Raw genomic sequence first — 16,296 nt, forward strand, 5'->3', positions numbered from 1 at the left:
CCGGCATTGGACGAATGGCACCCCGGTTGCCGAATGCCCCAGCGCTTCTATAGTGAAGGGGTTCAAGCCCTCCTTCCGTCGAGCGCCCCATGGCCAGCACCGATCAACTGATCATCTGCGAGCATTGCGACTGCGTGTACGAAAAAGTCGTGCTGGCCAAACACCAGAAGACCCTCTGCGTGCGTTGCGGCGCCGTGCTCCAGCGCTACAACAACCTGAGCGTGGAGCAACGGCTGGCCCTGAGCTTCACCGCGGCGATGCTGTGGCTGTTCGCCAATTTCTACCCGGTGATGAGCATCAGCATGAAAGGCCTGAAGAACAGCGCGACCCTGTGGGATTCAGTGTTGGCCCTGAGTCAGGGGCCGATCACCTTCATGGCGATGGTCGCGGCGATCTCGATCATCATCGCCCCGGCCTTTCAACTGGTTTTGTTGATTTGGGTCTTGAGCTTCGCCCTCGCCTCGCGCCGTTCACCGGGGTTCAAGCTGTGCATGCGCTGGCTGGAAACACTGCGGCCGTGGAGCATGCTCGAAGTGTGTTTGCTTGGTGCGATGGTGGCGGTGTTCAAACTGGCGGGCATGCTCGACGTCATTCCCGGCATCGGCCTGTTTGCGCTGGCCGTGCTCAGCCTGTTGCTGATCCGCATCGCCGGGCGCGACGTGCGCGAACTGTGGGACATCCTATGAAACGGCCACCGACTGCCAGCGAACTTAACCTGTGCCTGTGCCACAGCTGCGGGCTGGCCTGCGACATGACCGGCGAACCGCACCAATGCCCGCGCTGCGATGCGCCGCTGCACCGGCGCAAGACCAACTCGCTGACCCGCACCTGGGCCTACATGTTCGCCGCGCTGGCGTTTTACGTGCCGGCCAATCTGCTGCCGGTGATGAACACCACCCTGCTCGGCAGTGGCGCCGACAGCACCATCATGAGCGGCGTGCTGGAGTTCTGGGAACACGGTGCGTGGGACATCGCCGTCATCATCTTCGTCGCCAGCATCGCCGTGCCGGGGGTGAAATTCGTGGCGCTGACCTTGCTGCTGGTCACCGTGCAACGGGACAGCCACTGGGCGCGCAAGGAGCGTTCGAAGCTGTACCGCTTCGTCGAGCTGATCGGCTATTGGTCGATGCTCGATGTGCTGGTGGTCGCGTTGGTGGCGGCGCTGGTGAAATTCCAGGCGCTGGGGGATATCGAGCCGCGCGTAGGGATTCTGTTTTTCGGCCTGGTGGTCGTGTTCACCATGCTCTCGGCCATGAGTTTCGACCCGCGCCTGATCTGGGACAACGCGCCGGACGAAGAAACGGAAAAACCCCGGCACTCGACTGAACAAGTGCCGGGGCATCAAGCGGTTTAAATCAGATCAGATCTGCGCGGTGCCACCGTCGACGAACAACTCGATGCCGTTGACGAAGCTGCTGTCATCCGAGGCCAGGAACAGCGCAGCCTTGGCAATCTCGCTCGGCTCGCCCAGACGCCCGATCGGCACGATAGACGCCAGTTGATCGAACAGCCCCTGGGTGTGTTCCGCCGGCACCAGCCCTGCCAGACCTGGCGTGCGCACCGGGCCAGGGCTGATGGCGTTGACGCGGATGCGCCGTGGTTTCAGGTCCAGCAACCATGAGCGGGCGAAGTTGCGCACCGCCGCTTTACTCGCGCTGTAGACGCTGAAGTTCTCCGTGCCCTGCACCGAGGTGGTCGACGAGGTCAGCAGAATCGAGGCGCCATCGCGCAGCAGCGGCAAGGCCTTCTGCACGGTAAACAGCGTGCCCTTCACGTTGGCGTCGAAAATCCGGTCGAAGTGTTCTTCGGTGATCGCGCCCAGCGGCAGCATGTCCCCGCCGCCGGCGTTGGCGAACAGGATGTCGAGGTGCCCGGCCTTCGCGGCGATCTCGCTGTAGATGCGATCCAGATCCTCCAGCTTCGCCACATCGCCCTGGATGCCGATGGCACGCGGGCCGATGGCGGCGACCGCTTTGTCCAGTTCGGCCTGACGGCGGCCGGTGATGAATACCGTGGCGCCTTGGGCGACGAATTCCTGCGCCGAGGCCAGGCCGATGCCGGTGGTGCCGCCAGTGATCAGTGCGATTTTGCCTTCAAGTCTGTTGCTCATGATGAATCTCCAGTAACCGTTTCGAGGTAGGTGACGGGTCGTAGGTGAGCCGTTGGAAGCGACTTTAGGCCGATCGATTGAATTGAAAAATCCGCAAAATCGGTTTTGTTTGTGCACAGACATGCACAATACTCAACCGCATCTACCCCACCGAGCCCGAATCGATGAACCAGTTAATGGCGATCCGCACCTTCGCCCGCGTCGTGGAAAGCGGTTCTTTCACCAAAGCCGCCGATTCGCTGAACCTGCCGAAAACCACGGTCAGCAAACTGATCGGCCAACTGGAAAACCACCTCGGCGTGCGCCTGCTGCAACGCACCACCCGCCGCCTCACCGTCACCGCTGACGGCGCCTCCTACTACCAATTGACCCAACAACTGCTGCATCAACTGGACGACATCGATCAGGGTTTCAGCCAGGCGCAAGGCCTGCCGCGCGGCAGGATTCGCGTGGACATCGGCGGCTCGACCGCGACGATGCTGGTGATCCCCGAACTGCCGAAGTTCTTCGAACGCTATCCGGATATCCAGGTTGATCTGGGCGTCAGCGACCGCCCGGTGGACCTGATCAGTGAGCGGGTGGACTGCGTGATTCGCGGCGGCCAACTGACCGAACAAACCCTCGCGGTGCGCCGCCTCGGCGAAGTGTCCTGGACCACCTGCGCCACGCCCGATTATCTGCAACGCCACGGCACCCCGAGCCACCCGCTCGACCTGGCCAGCCATCAGCTGATTGCCTACCGCTCGGCCTCCACCGGGCGCATCCTGCCGTCGAACTTCCAGCGCAACGGCGAGCGCCACCAGATCGAAGGCAAAGGCCTGATCAGCGTCAACGAGAGCAACGCGCACCTGGCGGCCGGGCTCGCCGGGCTGGGGATCATCCACACCTTCAGCTACACGGTCAGAACGGCCATCGAGCGCGGCGAACTGGTGCCGATCCTCGAGGACTGGCGTCCACCGGCCTATCCGTTTCATGTGCTGTATCCGCCGAACCGGCATTTGAGCAACCGGGTGCGGGTGTTCATTGATTGGCTGGTGGAGCGGTTTGCGCAGGTCGATTGACGTACTGCGGAAGCATTGCTGACTTTTACGCAAAACACCTTTGACCCAGGGCCGGTTCTTCTCATGCCCGTTGCCACCGATACTGGCGGCCATTGACTGTCATGGGAAAACGCACAATGCAAACCGACTACGCTGCCTGGGCGTGGACGTCCGGCCAAGGGCTGGATGGCCTGACACTGACCCGCAAACCTCTCCGGCAACCCGGCCCCGGGCAAGTGCTGGTGGCCAACCGCGCCATCGCCTTGAACCCGGTGGACTGGAAGATCATCGAGTGGGGCCATCCCGCCTGGAGCACCGGCCGAGTGCCGGGTGTCGACGGCATGGGCGTGGTGGTCGCGGCCGGCGCCGGCGTGACACTACAACCCGGCAGTCGCGTGGCGTATCACCAATCACTGGCGAACGATGGCAGCTTCGCCGAGTACTGCCTGCTCGACGCCGCCACCGTGCTGTCGGTGCCCGCCGCGCTCGATGATGCCGCGGCGGCGTCACTGCCCTGCCCCGGACTGACCGCGTGGCAAGCCGTGGAAAAAGTCCCCGCGAATGGCGCGGCCGATGTGCTGGTGATCGGCGCCGGCGGCGCGGTCGGCCTGCTGCTGGTGCAACTGGCGGTACAACGCGGATGGCGGGTCTGGGCGACCGCGTCCGGCGCGCATCATGCAAAGCTCAAGGCCCTGGGCGCAGTCGGCGTATTCGATTACCGCGAACCGGACTGGCAAAGCGCACTCGCAGCCAGCCTCGGCGAACGTCGTTTGCACGCCGTATTCGACACGGTCAGCGGCGCTCACGCGGCGAAAATGGCCGACCTGCTGGGCTACAACGGCCATCTGGTGTGCATTCAGGATCGTCAGGAAAGCGCGCCGCTGCCGGCCTTCACCAGCGCGATTTCGCTGCATGAAGTGGCATTGAACAGCTTCCACGTCCACGCCAGCCTGCACGATCGCCAGACCTTGCGCCGCAACGGCGAGCACCTGCTGCAAGCCTTGCTGGACGGCAGCCTGATCGGCCCGGCGCTGCAGATGTTTGACTTCGATGAATTGCCCCAGGCCTTGCGCGCCCTGAAGGACGGCGCGGGTGGCGGGAAATGGGTGACGCGTCTGCCCGTCGTTTGAATCGCGTCAGTCGAGGCCTTCCCCAGTGCCTTGACTGACCTCCCGGGTCAAACAATCAATCAGCGCCCGCGCCGAAGCCGACAGCTGCCGGTGCGGCGGGTAGATCACCGAGAACGGTCGGGAGCGCCCGCCCGACTGTTCAAGCAGGCGCACCAGTCGCCCGCTTTCGATCCGCTCGCGGACGATGAAGTCATAGGTCTGGCAGATGCCCAGCCCCTGCTCCGCCAGCGACACAATTCCCAGCACATCGCCGGACACCTGAATATTGGCGCTGGGCAACCATTCGCGGTCTTCGCCCTGCTCACGGAACAGCCACGGCCCGACGCGCCCGGTGCTGGGCATCACGAACGGCAGGCACGCATGCCGCTGCAAATCGTCGACGCTCTGCGGTGTTCCGGCCCGTCGCAGATAATCCGGCGCGGCCACCACACATAAACCCGCGTCCTCCAGCTTGCGACCGATCAGCCCGCTGTCCGGCAACGCGCCCAGCCGAATAGCCAGGTCGAACCCTTCGGCCACCAGATCGACGTTGCGATTGCTGATGCTCAACTCAACGCGCACTTGCGGATGCTGCCGGGTGAAACGGGCGAGCATGGCCGGCAAACGATAGTGGCCGTAAGTCGTCGGCACGCTGAGGCGCACGCGGCCGCTGAGTTCGCCGTCCTGTCCCTGAATCGTGCGCTCGGCGTCGTCGATCAGGCCGAATGCCGCCCGCGACTGCTCCAGATACAACACCCCGGCATCAGTCAGACTCAAACGCCGCGTGGTGCGCCGCAGCAACTGCACACCCAGGCGCGCCTCCAGCCGCGAAATCGCCCGGCTGACCACCGACGGCGTGGTTGCGAGAAACACTGCACCGGCGCTCAGCGAACCCTTCTCCACCACCGTGACGAACACTTCGACGTCGGCCAGATAATCGAATCGGCGACTCATCTTGATCTCCAGAGAACAAATGCTTTGCTGTGGCGCGAGTTTATCGCCGCCATGAGCATCAATACAGTGAGCCGCACTTTCCTTCATCTTCTGGAATCGCCATGCGCTCAATTACACGTCTTGCTTTCGCCTTGTCTCTCTCCGTTGCCGCGTTGAACGCCCAGGCGGCCAATGTACTGGTGGTGCTGTCGGACTCCGACCATCTCGATCTGAAGGACGGCAAGGTCTTCAGCACCGGTTTCTACCTCAACGAACTGATGCAACCGGTCAAGCTGCTGCTCGATGCCGGCCACACCGTGACCTTCGCCACCCCGACCGGCAAGGCGCCGACGCTGGATCGCTCCTCCGACGACAAGATGTATTTCAACAATGACGTGGCAGCCCTGCAGACCCACAAGGCGCTGCTGGAAAAACTGAAGATCACCTCGCCCGGTGAATCGCCGGTCATCAGCCTGTCGCGGGTCGAGCAAGTCGGTTACGAGCATTTCGATGCCGTCTACATTCCGGGTGGCCACGCACCGATGCAGGATCTGCTGCACAGCCAGGCGCTGGGCAAACTGCTGAACAACTTCCATCGAACAGGCAAAACCACAGCGCTGGTGTGCCACGGCCCGATTGCACTGCTGTCGACCCTGACGGATCCGACCGCATTCACCCGCCAACTGGAAACCGGCAAAACCACGACGGCAAACAACTGGACGTATGCCGGCTACACATTCACGGTCATCAGCAATCAGGAAGAAGAAATCGCCAAAGGCCTGTTGAACGGCGGTGCGATGAAGTTCTATCCGCAGACGGCACTGGAAAAGGCTGGCGGTGTTTTCAGCAGTAACACGGCGCCGTGGGCCAGCCACATAGTGGTTGATCGCGAACTGGTCACCGGACAGAACCCGGCGTCGGCCCTGGCCGTGGGCAAGACCCTCGTTGACCGCTTGAAGTGATCTCGGCGCCCTCGCACTTTCACCGTTTCGTCTAACCTGACGTTGCACCCGACGATGATTGCCCATCGACGGGTGCATCGACCTTGATGCCCACGAAACGGAGAATTCCATGCTCAAGCGAACCCTGGCACTGACCGCTGGTTTGGCCCTGTCCCTGTCCGCCGTGCTGGCGCAAGCCGCGGAGGTGTTGAAGGTCAGCGCGATTCCCGATGAAGCCCCGACCGAGCTGCTGCGCAAGTTCGAGCCGCTGGGGTCTTATCTGGAGAAGCAACTGAACATGAAAGTCGAGTTTGTGCCGGTGGCCGACTACCCGGCAGTGGTCGAAGCGTTGGCCACCAACCGTCTCGATCTGGCCTGGCTCGGTGGCTTCACCTTCGTTCAGGCGCGGCTGAAAACCGGCAACGCCATTCCGCTGGTGCAGCGTGAGCAAGACGCGCAGTTCACCAGCAAATTCATCACCGCCGACCCGAACGTCAAAAGCCTTGCCGACCTCAAGGGCAAGACCTTCGCCTTCGGCTCCGTGTCGTCCACCTCCGGCAGCCTGATGCCGCGCTATTTCATGCTCAAGGACGGCATCAAACCGGAAAGCTATTTCAGCCGCGTCGGCTACTCCGGCGCCCACGACGCCACCGTCGCCTGGGTGCAGGCCGGCAAGGTCGACGCCGGTGTGCTGAACGCCAGCGTCTGGCAGAAACTGGTAGACGCCGGCAAGGTCGACACCAACAAGGTCAAGGTCTTCGCCACCACCCCGGCCTACTTCGATTACAACTGGACCGTGCGCGGCACCCTCGATCCGGCGCTGGCGGCGAAGATCAAAAAAGCCTTCCTCGACCTCGACCCGGCCAACCCCGAGCACAAGAAAATCCTCGACCTGCAAGCCGCCAGCCGCTTCATCGAAACCAGCCCGGACAATTACAAAGGCATCGAGGAAGCCGCCCGCGCCGCCGACTTGCTGAAATGACGCTGCGCCTCAAACAGGCTTTTCTGCACCACACCAATGGCGTGGAAGCCCTGCGCGGCGTCGATTTGCAGATTGAGGCCGGCGAACAGGTGGCGATCATCGGCCCGTCCGGTGCTGGCAAATCCAGCCTGCTGAATATGCTGGCAACCGCCATTCGGCCCAGCAGCGGCGACATCGAAGTGCTGGGCGAGCGCGCCTGGCACTTGTCCGCCCGCCAACGGCAACGCCTGCGTGCGCGCATCGGTCTGGTGCATCAGGCGCCGCCGCTGCCGCCCCGGCAACGGGTGGTGACGGCGGTGCTGGCCGGCAAACTCGGCCAATGGAGCCTGGGCAAAAGCCTGATCAATCTGCTGCACCCGCTCGACGTGCCCGGCGCCCGCGCCGCCCTGGCAAAACTGGATCTGGCCGACAAACTCTTCAGCCAGTGCCAGCAACTGTCCGGCGGGCAATTGCAGCGGGTCGGCATTGCTCGCGTGCTGTATCAGGCGCCGGAGGTGTTGCTGGCGGATGAGCCGGTCTCGGCGATGGACCCGGTGCTGGCCGGGCACACGCTGTCGATCCTGTCGCGCCATGCTCGCGAGCACAACGTCACGCTGGTGGCGAGCCTGCACGCGGTGGAACTGGCGCTGGCGCACTTCCCGCGAATCATCGGTTTGCGCGAGGGGCGGATCCTGTTCGACTGCCCGTCCGCGCAAGTCAGCCGCGACATGCTCGACACCCTCTACGCCAACGAACAACTGCAATCCCCGGCGCCCGCCGTCCCCCCGCTGATTGTGCAGATTCCGCGATGCTGAGCGCCGACACCCGCGACCCCGCCGCGCTGCCACGGTTGCTGCTGACCGGACTGGCGATTGCCTTGCTCTGGCCCGGTATCCAGCTCAGCGAACTGAATCTGGGCGTGCTGTTTCACGCCGACAGCCAGAGTGAAATGGGCCGCTTCGTGTCGATGTTCTGGCCACCGGCCCATGACCGCGAGTTTCTGCAATTACTCCTCAAGGCCACCCTGCAAACCCTGGCCATCGCCACCGCCGGCATGGCCCTGGCGCTGCTGTTGGCGGTGCCGGCCAGCCTGCTCGCCAGCCGCGCCCTGTCGCTGACCGCCGCCTCCCGCAGCGGCCGCCCGAGCCTGTTGGGCCGACTGCTGCGCTGGCCGGTGCGCGGGCTGCTGATCTTCCTGCGCAGCGTGCCGGAAATCGTCTGGGCGCTGCTGTTCGTGCGCGCCGTCGGCCTCGGCCCGGCGGCGGGCGTGCTGGCCATCGCCATCACCTACAGCGGCATGCTCGGCAAGGTCTACGCCGAAATCTACGAATCCACCGACCAACGCCCGGCCCACGCCCTGCTCCAGGCCGGCAGCGGCCGCCTCGCCAGTTTCGCCTACGGCGTACTGCCCAATGTCGCAGCGGAACTGCTCTCCTACACCGTCTACCGCTGGGAATGCGCCATCCGCGCCTCGGTGGTCATGGGCTTCGTCGGCGCCGGCGGCCTCGGCCAACAGATCGACCTGTCGATCCGCATGTTCGCCGGCGGCGAAGTCGCCAGCATGCTCCTCACCTTCCTCCTCCTCGTCCTCGGCGCCGACCAACTCAGCCGCCTGCTGCGCTGGAGGCTGGCATGAAACGCCTGATCAATTCGGTGCTGATCCTCGCCATTGTTGCGGCCGTTATCGCGTCGTTTGCCTACCTGGGCCTTGACCTTGAAGAACTGGGCAGCGCCACCAGCCTGAAACAGATGGGCCTGTATGTGGCGCGCTTTCTCAGCCCGGACCTTAGCGCTGACTACCTGACAGCCATCCTGCGCGGATCGATGGAAACCCTCGCCATGTCGGCCCTCGGCACCCTGCTCGCCGCTGTGCTGGGCCTGTTGTTGGCGCTCCCCGCCGCTGGCCGATTTGGCTGGCTTTTTCAGAGTGCTGCTCGTCTGGTGCTCAATGCACTGCGCGCGATTCCAGAACTGGTCTGGGCTGCGTTGATGGTGCTGGCGGCTGGGCTTGGGCCGAATGCCGGGACACTTGCGCTGGCCCTGCACACCACGGGCGTATTGGGGCGGTTGTTTGCTGAGGCGCTGGAGAACACACCGCCGGAACCGGCGGATGCGATTCGGTTGCAAGGGGGGAATCCGGTTTTGGCGTTCTGCTACGGCACGCTGCCGAACCTGGCGCCGCAGTTGCTGGCGTACTGTTTGTATCGGTGGGAGAACAATATTCGGATGGCCAGCGTGCTGGGGTTTGTCGGGGCTGGGGGGTTGGGGCAGATGTTGTATGTGAGCTTGAGTTTGTTTCAGGAGGCGCAGGCGGGGACGGTGATATTGGCTATGCTGATTTTGGTGTGGGGGGTGGATTGGTTGAGTGGTTGGGGGCGGGGGCGGTGGGTTAAGGCGTAGTTGTTTTTTAGAGTATTCCTCCTATCAAGTAGGACAGTTGATGCAAATCTGAAGTGGTCGCAATCGAAAAAAGCACGCTGTAACCCGACGCTAACCATCTTCGGAAAACCTCGCATTACAGAATGTATACGCAGAAATCTTGATGTAAAATCAGCATTCGAACCAAACTATATTTTGCCCTATAACAGCTTCGATTAGAGACCCCAAAATATGCCAGATCCTATCTCAATAATTGGTGGCGGTGCAATTGCAGCCTACATAGGCAAAGATGGATTAGAAAAGCTCTTAGGCCCAACCGCTTCTTACTTAGGCGACACTCTTAAGGAGATAACCAAAAGCAGAGTCGAGAACATTGGGAAAATCTTCAAAAAAGGAGAAAGCAAACTTGGAGAAAAGGCAAGACAAAAAGGACAGATTCCTCCAAAGTTGCTTAATACGATTCTAGGGGACGCTTCATTCAACGAAGACGACTTGAGCATCGAATACTTCGGTGGGATACTCGCTTCATCAAAATCAGAAACGGGACGAGACGATCGAGGAGCAAGCATAGCAAAATTATTAGACAGCCTTTCGACCTATCAAATTAGAGCACACTACATTTTATACAAAGCATTTATCGATCACTATAAAGGCCCTAGTGAAATCTCTGCCTCCGAAGTTCGATCAAAGATAAAACTTTTCATGCCAATGAATACGTTCATATCAGCGATGGAGTTTTCAACAAAAGAGCTTGAAAATATTGATCGAATGTTCTCACATACGCTATTCGGCCTCTACCAATATGGTCTCTTAGAAAACTTTGAATACGGCGGAGCTAATCATATGAAAACATTCATGCCAGATATTCGAGAGGATGGGATAGGCTTTGTTCCTAGTGTAAAAGGTTTAGAGCTATTAGCTTGGGGGTTAGGAGTTGGAGACAAGGATCACTCTTTACTATTCTCCGGCGGGTACATTGAACCAGATGTAAATATTCCAGCTTTCAGCACAGGGGTAGTCATAACAAACTGAATAGTTATGTGTGGAAAAACAGGGGACGAATTTATCTCCAAAGGATAATCCTCTTTTTTTGGTTTATGAGTACAAAGATGACTGCGCACAAAGGTGACAGTTTTATTTTCTGAAAACAATTCAGTCACCTTTTCTCAAATCAAAAAGCGCAGATCAAAATTATCACAATATCAGCAAAAAAAAACACGAAACACGAAACACGAAACACGAAACACGAAACACGAATACAAGATCGCAGGGTAAATATAAAAACATCAACGTCATTTCGGTTTGTATTTTTTTCTTACCTTAAGCGTTGGATCAATATCAATAGCAACCATCTTAACCGAATAATTTAACCCTCGAAGAACCTTTAGCGCGTTTCTCAAAGTGACCTTCGAAAAAAATGGCAGCTCCAAGGGCAATTGTTTTGTAGTCGCTATAGCGTATACAACTGTATATCTCTCGGGACTTGGGCGCGGCACAGGATCTTCTAACTGAATTGATTTCGGAAGCTTGGCGTTAAGCTTCTTTCTAAATTCCACGTCCCTGACGAATGCTTCGGCTGAAACACAACCTTGTGAGAACAGGTGACTTAAAGTGCTCGAGCTTCTGTAATATTTTACGTGAATTAAGTCTTCTCCATTTCGAACCAAATCACAAAACTCCAACTTATCGTAAGACCCGCCTATCTTAATATTTTTCTTATCCAGCAACTCAAACGAAGGATCACCAACTACAATTTTATTATAATCCTCCTCCCTATCCTGACTATAAACCGGAAATGAATAACCGTACAACTCCATACTTGACAAACTAGAATCAACAGCTGTTAAAAAATCACTATCAACCCTATACCAAGTGGCATTCCTTAGAATAAATTGATCCGCACCATACTTTACCTCAGCATACAAACACTTGTATGCACTCCACGTTTTTATCGCATGGTATTGCGAGTCATTTATATGAATAGAAGTATGCTTTAGGCTCTCGACAGAAAGCGGCAATGATTTCGTACCAAGATACGACAAAAGTTGTGATAACTCTAAAACTGCATAGCGCTCACTACGCGCATACAACTCAAACGAATAACCGATCTGATCTTCCCAATCGACGATCTCAGGCTCACCGAGCCACAAGCCAGACAAATCAGCACCACATAAAATCTTTTCTAGTTCGAGATCCAAAATATGAATTTCATCATGATCTCTTACCTTATTTACGTTATCCACCCACTCAAAAGCATCCGGAAGTTTTTTCTTATACCTTTCAAGCGCCTCCGCCAAAATGCTTTCTAATTTATCCAGCTCCATACCAGTAATTACCGTTAGAGCGTCACGCCCAGTTACATGAGTCCCAAACAAATCCACAATGGAACTACCCGTAACTGCGTATAGCATTTCCAGATCAGAATCTATATGCAGGTCAAATATATCAACCTCTCGTGTGCTTTGCGTTCTCGAATTCAAAGGATTGTGATCATAACTTGACTTATCCAAGCTTCTAAGCTTATCAGGATCAACTGAATTCAATGTAACCCGCAAACCGAAATCTCGCTCAATCGCCTCCTCACGCAGAAGATGAAAACCCGTCCCGAACGTTAGTATGAATTTGTTTTGATGCACAAAAACACACAGTGCAGCCCCTACACTACTGCTACTCCCAAATGCATCAGAAGACACCTCCGGTCTTGAAGTAAACAGATCCGTCCATGGAGGTGAGTGTTTTGGAGGCTCTTTTTTTATATACAGCCGAGCAATCTCAAGTCCAGAAATGGAAAGTTCAATTGGCGATTTAGTATTCTCCAGCTTCAAAAGAACGGAATCTTCGACTTGCGAATTTTTTGCCAAATATATAGATAGCTTCTCTTTTCTCTCCTTTTTATTCTTTTGCGGAACTAACGTCGAATTACCTGGCACAGCACTGACATCATTCCATGTCGACATGTCCGCTCCTATTTTTCTCTGCCTCGCCAGAACTCACTTAGAATAGAGGAGGCCGCTTATTTTGACCGCTATATGAAAAGGAGGCAGGTGTGTCCTGCCTTCTTTTCCTTCATTTCCTAATAATCATCACATGCAAACATTGTTGGTCTATCCTTTCGGTGGATTGGGGTCATTCCCGGGCGCGACAGTGTCTTTGTCGCGAATTCGCCCATCAACGCCCTTCGTCGTCAATTCACCTCCACCTTGATTCTTGAGCATTTCACGAGCTGCTTTCTGGGCATCCGCTTGTGTGCTGTGAACGCTCGATGCGCGCTCTGCGTCATTGCGCTTGTTTTCCCAGGTTCCGTCAGGTCGCTTGGATATTGTTCTGTCTCGGCCTTTACTCATGATCGCCTCCTAGGCAATGTGGTCATTGAGGTATAGCTCAATGCCATCAAAACGCACACGGCCACAAAATCTGGACGCGAAACAGGAGGTTCTTTGTATTGGGCACTTTCTGAGTGAATCACAGCTGACCGACGTCAGAGCTGCACTTTCCTGGCCTTTCAACGATTTGCCGGTCGAATACGACTACGTAGCAGCGGAGGTCAGAGGCATCGATCCTGACGTGCTCTACGGAATCCTTTATTCAGAGGTCGCACCGGTGTGCTTCACCAACCTTGTGGCCACAGTGCCCCCGGTATGGACTGGCTTTGATCCTGACTCGCTCAGGGTAATGATCGAGGAAAGGCTGGCCGCGAGGGAGAACAGCTGGTTTCGCAGGCAGTTTGATAAGGCGTTGGTTCGCTGGCTGCGATACAACTACGGCTACATTTGGAAGGAGATTTCCTCCAGGCTTTGAGCGCTTAAACAGCTCCGTTTAAAGCAACCCGCCGTAACTTCCCCAAGGCTACAACGCCTTGCGTCATTGCCTACGACTACGCCAGAATCCGCCGGCTTGTGCGCCTGGCATGCGGCTTTTATCGTTCTGGGGTCACTGAAAATCAGTGATCGGGTTTGGTAGCCCGGTATTTCCAGGCGCATAGCGCCACCTCTTTGCAGGGATCGTTCTCGTCTCTGCTTTTTTATGGTGGCCGTGCGCAGGGCTTCTTCGGAAGCGCCGGGTTCCTGGACCGGTCTACCAACCTGAGCATGGCCACCACCTTACGTTTGGTAGCGAAGGGTGATGGCTCCTAGATTGCTTTCCAGGAGATACATCATGATCAAACCAACACCCAACCCACCCGAAACAGACCCCACCTCCCCCTACGAATCCCCCAACTCCAAAAAACTCCACGACGCCGCCGAGCGCGCGCTGGATCACTACCTCTTCCCCGCCGCCGGGATCATGTCGTCCTTGAACGAGCCCGAGCGGATGTACCTGGCCAATCCGAAATTCAACACCGAATGCCTGCTGGCCAATGCCAGCGAAAACCTCGGTGCGGCCAGTGAGATGCTGAGTAATTTCGCGGCCACGCTCGATCCCTCGCATCGCAAGACGGCGATCGGTATTACGCAGATCGTGATGATTGCCGAGCTGGCGGTGAATCAGGCGCTGGATCACGTCGAGGTCGCGTAAGTCGGCGATGACTGTAGTAGCCGTTCGTGGCGGCTTCTACAGCGCGACTAATTGAGTCTCCCGTTGCAGGAAAAAGTGAGGCTCAAGAGGTAATGGAATGCAAAACAGCCCGGGCCGACACCCTCGTTAACGACGAAGGGCGTCGGCCCGGGCTGTTTGCGTTTCAGTAAATCGAACCACGGAGCCTTGATCCATTTACTGCATCAAATGCACATATGAACTGCAATCAACCCAACTAGTGCTCCCCAAGCAGGCCTTTAGACTCTCCCCACGATCAACGTAAGGGAGCGTTCAACATGGTCACCAGCGCCGTCATCCATCAAATCGGTGAGCCTCAAGTCATTCAGCTGGAGCAATCCACCGCGCAAACACCCGGCCCCGGCGAGGTCTGGCTTGAGCAGTTGGCCGTTGGCGTCAACCCGCTCGACTTGAGCCAGCGTTCCGGTGCCGCGCCGTTGGCGTTGCCTTCCGGGCTGGGGCTTGAGGGCGCCGGGCGGGTTGTGGCGGTGGGGGCCGATGTGACGAACGTGGTCGTCGGCGACCGGGTCGCTTATGCCACGGGACCTATTGGCGCCTATGCCAGCGGCCGCCTCTACCCGGCCAATCGTCTGGTGAAGATCCCCGACAGCCTGAGTTTCGAGAACGCGGCGGCGGTGCTGTTCAAGGGCATTACCGCGCAGTATTTGCTCAAGTCCACTTACCCGGTCGGGCCGGGGTCGACGGTGCTGATCTACGGTGCGGCCGGTGCGCTGGGGCAGATCATGGTGCCGTGGGCGAAGCATTTGGGGGCGTTGGTGATTGGTGTGGTGTCCCGCGCCGAGAGTGTCGAGCGGGCCCGGTTGGCGGGTTGTGATGAGGTGTTGGTGTTCGATGCGGCGACGCTGGCCGAGGCGGTGGTCGACCTCACCCAGGGCAAGAAAGTGGATGTGGTGTACGACCCGATTGGCCGGGTGTCTTTCGAGGCGTCGTTGAATTGCCTGCGCCCGCGCGGGTTGCTGGTGTCGTTCGGCATGGCGTCGGGGGCGCCGGCGCCGGTCGAGATCAGCACCCTGAACGCCAAGGGTTCGCTGTTCCTGACCCGACCGTCCCTCGCCGCCCACACCGCCACGCCGGAGGAATACCAGCAGCGCGCAAAGGACGTGTTGCAAGCGATTGACGCCGGTATCATCCAGCCCAATGTCGGGCGTCGTTATCCGCTGGCGGACGCCGCCCGGGCCCATGCCGATCTGCACCTGGGCGGTTTGCCGGGGGCGGTTGTGCTGGTGCCTTGAGTCTTTTTTCGGGTCATCCACGAGGGTTGTCGTTGCATGGATCTGTTCGATAGCCGTCAGGCCGATGAAGTCGCCACCCTGCTGGCCCTGGCCGAGCACGGCTCGTTTGCGGCGGCGGGCCGGACGTTGCAGCGCCATCCCTCGGTGCTGTCGAAACGGCTCAGCGCGCTGGAGTCGCGGCTGGGGGTGCGGCTGATCGAGCGCACCACCCGGCAATTGCGTTTCACCGATGAGGGGCAACGGCTGGTGGCGCGGTTCGGGCATGCGGTCAGCCTGATCGCCGAAGCGGAGCAGGATGCGCGCGAGGGCGCCGCCGAGGTTCGCGGGCGTTTGCGCATCGCCCTGCCGGCCGCCATGGGTCGGCTGTGGCTGGGCGATATCGTTTCGGCGTTTGCCTTGGCCCATCCGAGCGTGGCGTTGGAAGTTGAGTATGCCGAGCGCTTTGTCGATATCGTCGCTGAGGGTTTCGACGCGGCGATCCGCATCGGCGAGCTGGCGGACAATCGGCTGGTGGCGAAGAAACTCTGCGATCACCGCCGAATCCTGTGTGCCGCGCCCTCCTATCTTCAACAGCACGGCGAGCCGAAAACGCCGGTGGATCTTGCCGATCATCATTGCCTGGGGTTTACCGGGTTGCATTCGTATCCCGAATGGCGGCTGACCCGAGGCGACGAGAAACACACTCTGAAAATCCGCAGCCGACTGGTCAGCAACGACAACGAAGCGCAACTGTGTGCCGCGCGCATGGGCGTGGGGATTTTGGCCGGCGGCGACTGGCTGATGACCAAAGAACTGCGCGAGGGGCGTCTGGTGCGGGTGCTTCCCGAGTGGCAACTGGATGCCGACACGGGAGTTTATCTGGTGCGGCCTTCGGCGCGGTTCAACACGGCGACGACTGCGGCGTTCAAGGAGTGGATCGAGGGCGCTTTTGCCGAGGGTGCGCCTTGGATGACTCTGCCCCGCTGATTTACCAGCCGCGATGGGATATCGTGCCGGCCTCGGAATCGACGTGCATTCATGGAGGAAAAAGTGCGGAT

At 58.6% G+C, this 16,296-nt stretch carries 18 protein-coding genes; 14 read left to right on the forward strand and 4 right to left on the reverse strand.

Annotation, left to right across the window (positions count from 1 at the left end; translation table 11 throughout):
- The first annotated feature begins 89 nt into the window (after positions 1–89).
- On the forward strand, positions 90–686 hold the full coding sequence (locus tag ACTJK9_RS01665) for a paraquat-inducible protein A (RefSeq protein WP_011333863.1): 597 nt from the start codon (positions 90–92) through the stop codon (positions 684–686).
- Positions 683–1,354, forward strand: coding sequence for a paraquat-inducible protein A (locus tag ACTJK9_RS01670; RefSeq protein WP_064381884.1), 672 nt, complete (start codon positions 683–685; stop codon positions 1,352–1,354). Before ACTJK9_RS01665 ends, ACTJK9_RS01670 begins: the two co-directional genes overlap by 4 nt.
- 6 nt (positions 1,355–1,360) lie before the next feature.
- On the opposite strand, the gene ACTJK9_RS01675 is transcribed toward ACTJK9_RS01670, so the two are convergent.
- The gene (locus ACTJK9_RS01675) at positions 1,361–2,110 is read right to left on the reverse strand and encodes an SDR family NAD(P)-dependent oxidoreductase (RefSeq protein WP_440811590.1); all 750 of its coding nucleotides are present in this window, start codon (positions 2,108–2,110) and stop codon (positions 1,361–1,363) included.
- A gap of 164 nt (positions 2,111–2,274) precedes the next feature.
- On the opposite strand from ACTJK9_RS01675, the gene ACTJK9_RS01680 reads away from it, so the two are divergent.
- Both ACTJK9_RS01680 and ACTJK9_RS01685 read left to right on the forward strand, forming a co-directional pair.
- A complete protein-coding gene (locus tag ACTJK9_RS01680; RefSeq protein WP_440811593.1) occupies positions 2,275–3,171 on the forward strand; it encodes a LysR substrate-binding domain-containing protein in 897 nt (298 codons plus the stop codon).
- Positions 3,172–3,287: 116 nt separating this feature from the next.
- Positions 3,288–4,280: a zinc-binding dehydrogenase gene (locus ACTJK9_RS01685; protein ID WP_440811595.1), complete on the forward strand. Its 993-nt coding sequence runs from the start codon at positions 3,288–3,290 to the stop codon at positions 4,278–4,280.
- A 6-nt stretch (positions 4,281–4,286) separates the two neighbouring features.
- On the opposite strand, the gene ACTJK9_RS01690 is transcribed toward ACTJK9_RS01685, so the two are convergent.
- On the reverse strand, positions 4,287–5,213 hold the full coding sequence (locus ACTJK9_RS01690) for a LysR family transcriptional regulator (RefSeq protein ID WP_440811597.1): 927 nt from the start codon (positions 5,211–5,213) through the stop codon (positions 4,287–4,289).
- Positions 5,214–5,314: 101 nt separating this feature from the next.
- Here ACTJK9_RS01690 and ACTJK9_RS01695 point away from each other — a divergent pair, with 101 nt between their 5' ends.
- The 6 genes from ACTJK9_RS01695 to ACTJK9_RS01720 all read left to right on the forward strand — a co-directional run bounded on the left by ACTJK9_RS01695 (position 5,315) and on the right by ACTJK9_RS01720 (position 10,505).
- Positions 5,315–6,154 (forward strand): type 1 glutamine amidotransferase domain-containing protein, encoded by an 840-nt coding sequence (locus ACTJK9_RS01695; RefSeq protein ID WP_440811600.1) that lies wholly within the window; start codon positions 5,315–5,317, stop codon positions 6,152–6,154.
- Positions 6,155–6,263: 109 nt separating this feature from the next.
- On the forward strand, positions 6,264–7,115 hold the full coding sequence (locus ACTJK9_RS01700; protein WP_440811603.1) for a putative selenate ABC transporter substrate-binding protein: 852 nt from the start codon (positions 6,264–6,266) through the stop codon (positions 7,113–7,115).
- Positions 7,112–7,909 carry a phosphonate ABC transporter ATP-binding protein gene (locus tag ACTJK9_RS01705; RefSeq protein ID WP_440811605.1) on the forward strand — a complete coding sequence of 266 codons (798 nt, stop codon included), beginning with the start codon at positions 7,112–7,114 and terminating at the stop codon, positions 7,907–7,909. The genes ACTJK9_RS01700 and ACTJK9_RS01705 overlap by 4 nt, the downstream gene beginning before the upstream one ends.
- Complete coding sequence (locus ACTJK9_RS01710) at positions 7,903–8,730, forward strand: PhnE/PtxC family ABC transporter permease (RefSeq protein ID WP_440811607.1); 828 nt, start codon at positions 7,903–7,905, stop codon at positions 8,728–8,730. The genes ACTJK9_RS01705 and ACTJK9_RS01710 overlap by 7 nt, the downstream gene beginning before the upstream one ends.
- On the forward strand, positions 8,727–9,494 hold the full coding sequence (gene phnE, locus ACTJK9_RS01715) for a phosphonate ABC transporter, permease protein PhnE (RefSeq protein WP_440811609.1): 768 nt from the start codon (positions 8,727–8,729) through the stop codon (positions 9,492–9,494). The genes ACTJK9_RS01710 and phnE overlap by 4 nt, the downstream gene beginning before the upstream one ends.
- Before the next feature lie 210 nt (positions 9,495–9,704).
- The gene (locus ACTJK9_RS01720) at positions 9,705–10,505 is read left to right on the forward strand and encodes a hypothetical protein (protein ID WP_440811611.1); all 801 of its coding nucleotides are present in this window, start codon (positions 9,705–9,707) and stop codon (positions 10,503–10,505) included.
- A 260-nt stretch (positions 10,506–10,765) separates the two neighbouring features.
- Here ACTJK9_RS01720 and ACTJK9_RS01725 read toward each other — a convergent pair whose 3' ends face one another.
- Both ACTJK9_RS01725 and ACTJK9_RS01730 read right to left on the reverse strand, forming a co-directional pair.
- Positions 10,766–12,430 (reverse strand): TIGR04141 family sporadically distributed protein, encoded by a 1,665-nt coding sequence (locus ACTJK9_RS01725; RefSeq protein ID WP_440811614.1) that lies wholly within the window; start codon positions 12,428–12,430, stop codon positions 10,766–10,768.
- 147 nt (positions 12,431–12,577) lie between these two features.
- Positions 12,578–12,817, reverse strand: a complete 240-nt coding sequence (locus ACTJK9_RS01730; RefSeq protein WP_282473879.1) for a DUF2188 domain-containing protein — start codon at positions 12,815–12,817, stop codon at positions 12,578–12,580.
- A 97-nt stretch (positions 12,818–12,914) separates the two neighbouring features.
- On the opposite strand from ACTJK9_RS01730, the gene ACTJK9_RS01735 reads away from it, so the two are divergent.
- From ACTJK9_RS01735 to ACTJK9_RS01750, 4 genes are all read left to right on the forward strand, one after another.
- Positions 12,915–13,271: a DUF7079 family protein gene (locus ACTJK9_RS01735; RefSeq protein ID WP_440811857.1), complete on the forward strand. Its 357-nt coding sequence runs from the start codon at positions 12,915–12,917 to the stop codon at positions 13,269–13,271.
- 357 nt (positions 13,272–13,628) lie between these two features.
- Positions 13,629–13,988 (forward strand): DUF6124 family protein, encoded by a 360-nt coding sequence (locus ACTJK9_RS01740; protein WP_039773181.1) that lies wholly within the window; start codon positions 13,629–13,631, stop codon positions 13,986–13,988.
- 296 nt (positions 13,989–14,284) lie between these two features.
- Complete coding sequence (locus ACTJK9_RS01745; protein ID WP_440811618.1) at positions 14,285–15,259, forward strand: quinone oxidoreductase family protein; 975 nt, start codon at positions 14,285–14,287, stop codon at positions 15,257–15,259.
- A 36-nt stretch (positions 15,260–15,295) separates the two neighbouring features.
- Complete coding sequence (locus tag ACTJK9_RS01750) at positions 15,296–16,225, forward strand: LysR family transcriptional regulator (RefSeq protein WP_440811620.1); 930 nt, start codon at positions 15,296–15,298, stop codon at positions 16,223–16,225.
- The last annotated feature ends 71 nt before the right edge of the window (positions 16,226–16,296 follow it).

Source organism: Pseudomonas sp. 22082 (assembly GCF_052046055.1).
In the GTDB taxonomy this organism is placed as follows: domain Bacteria; phylum Pseudomonadota; class Gammaproteobacteria; order Pseudomonadales; family Pseudomonadaceae; genus Aquipseudomonas; species Aquipseudomonas pharyngis.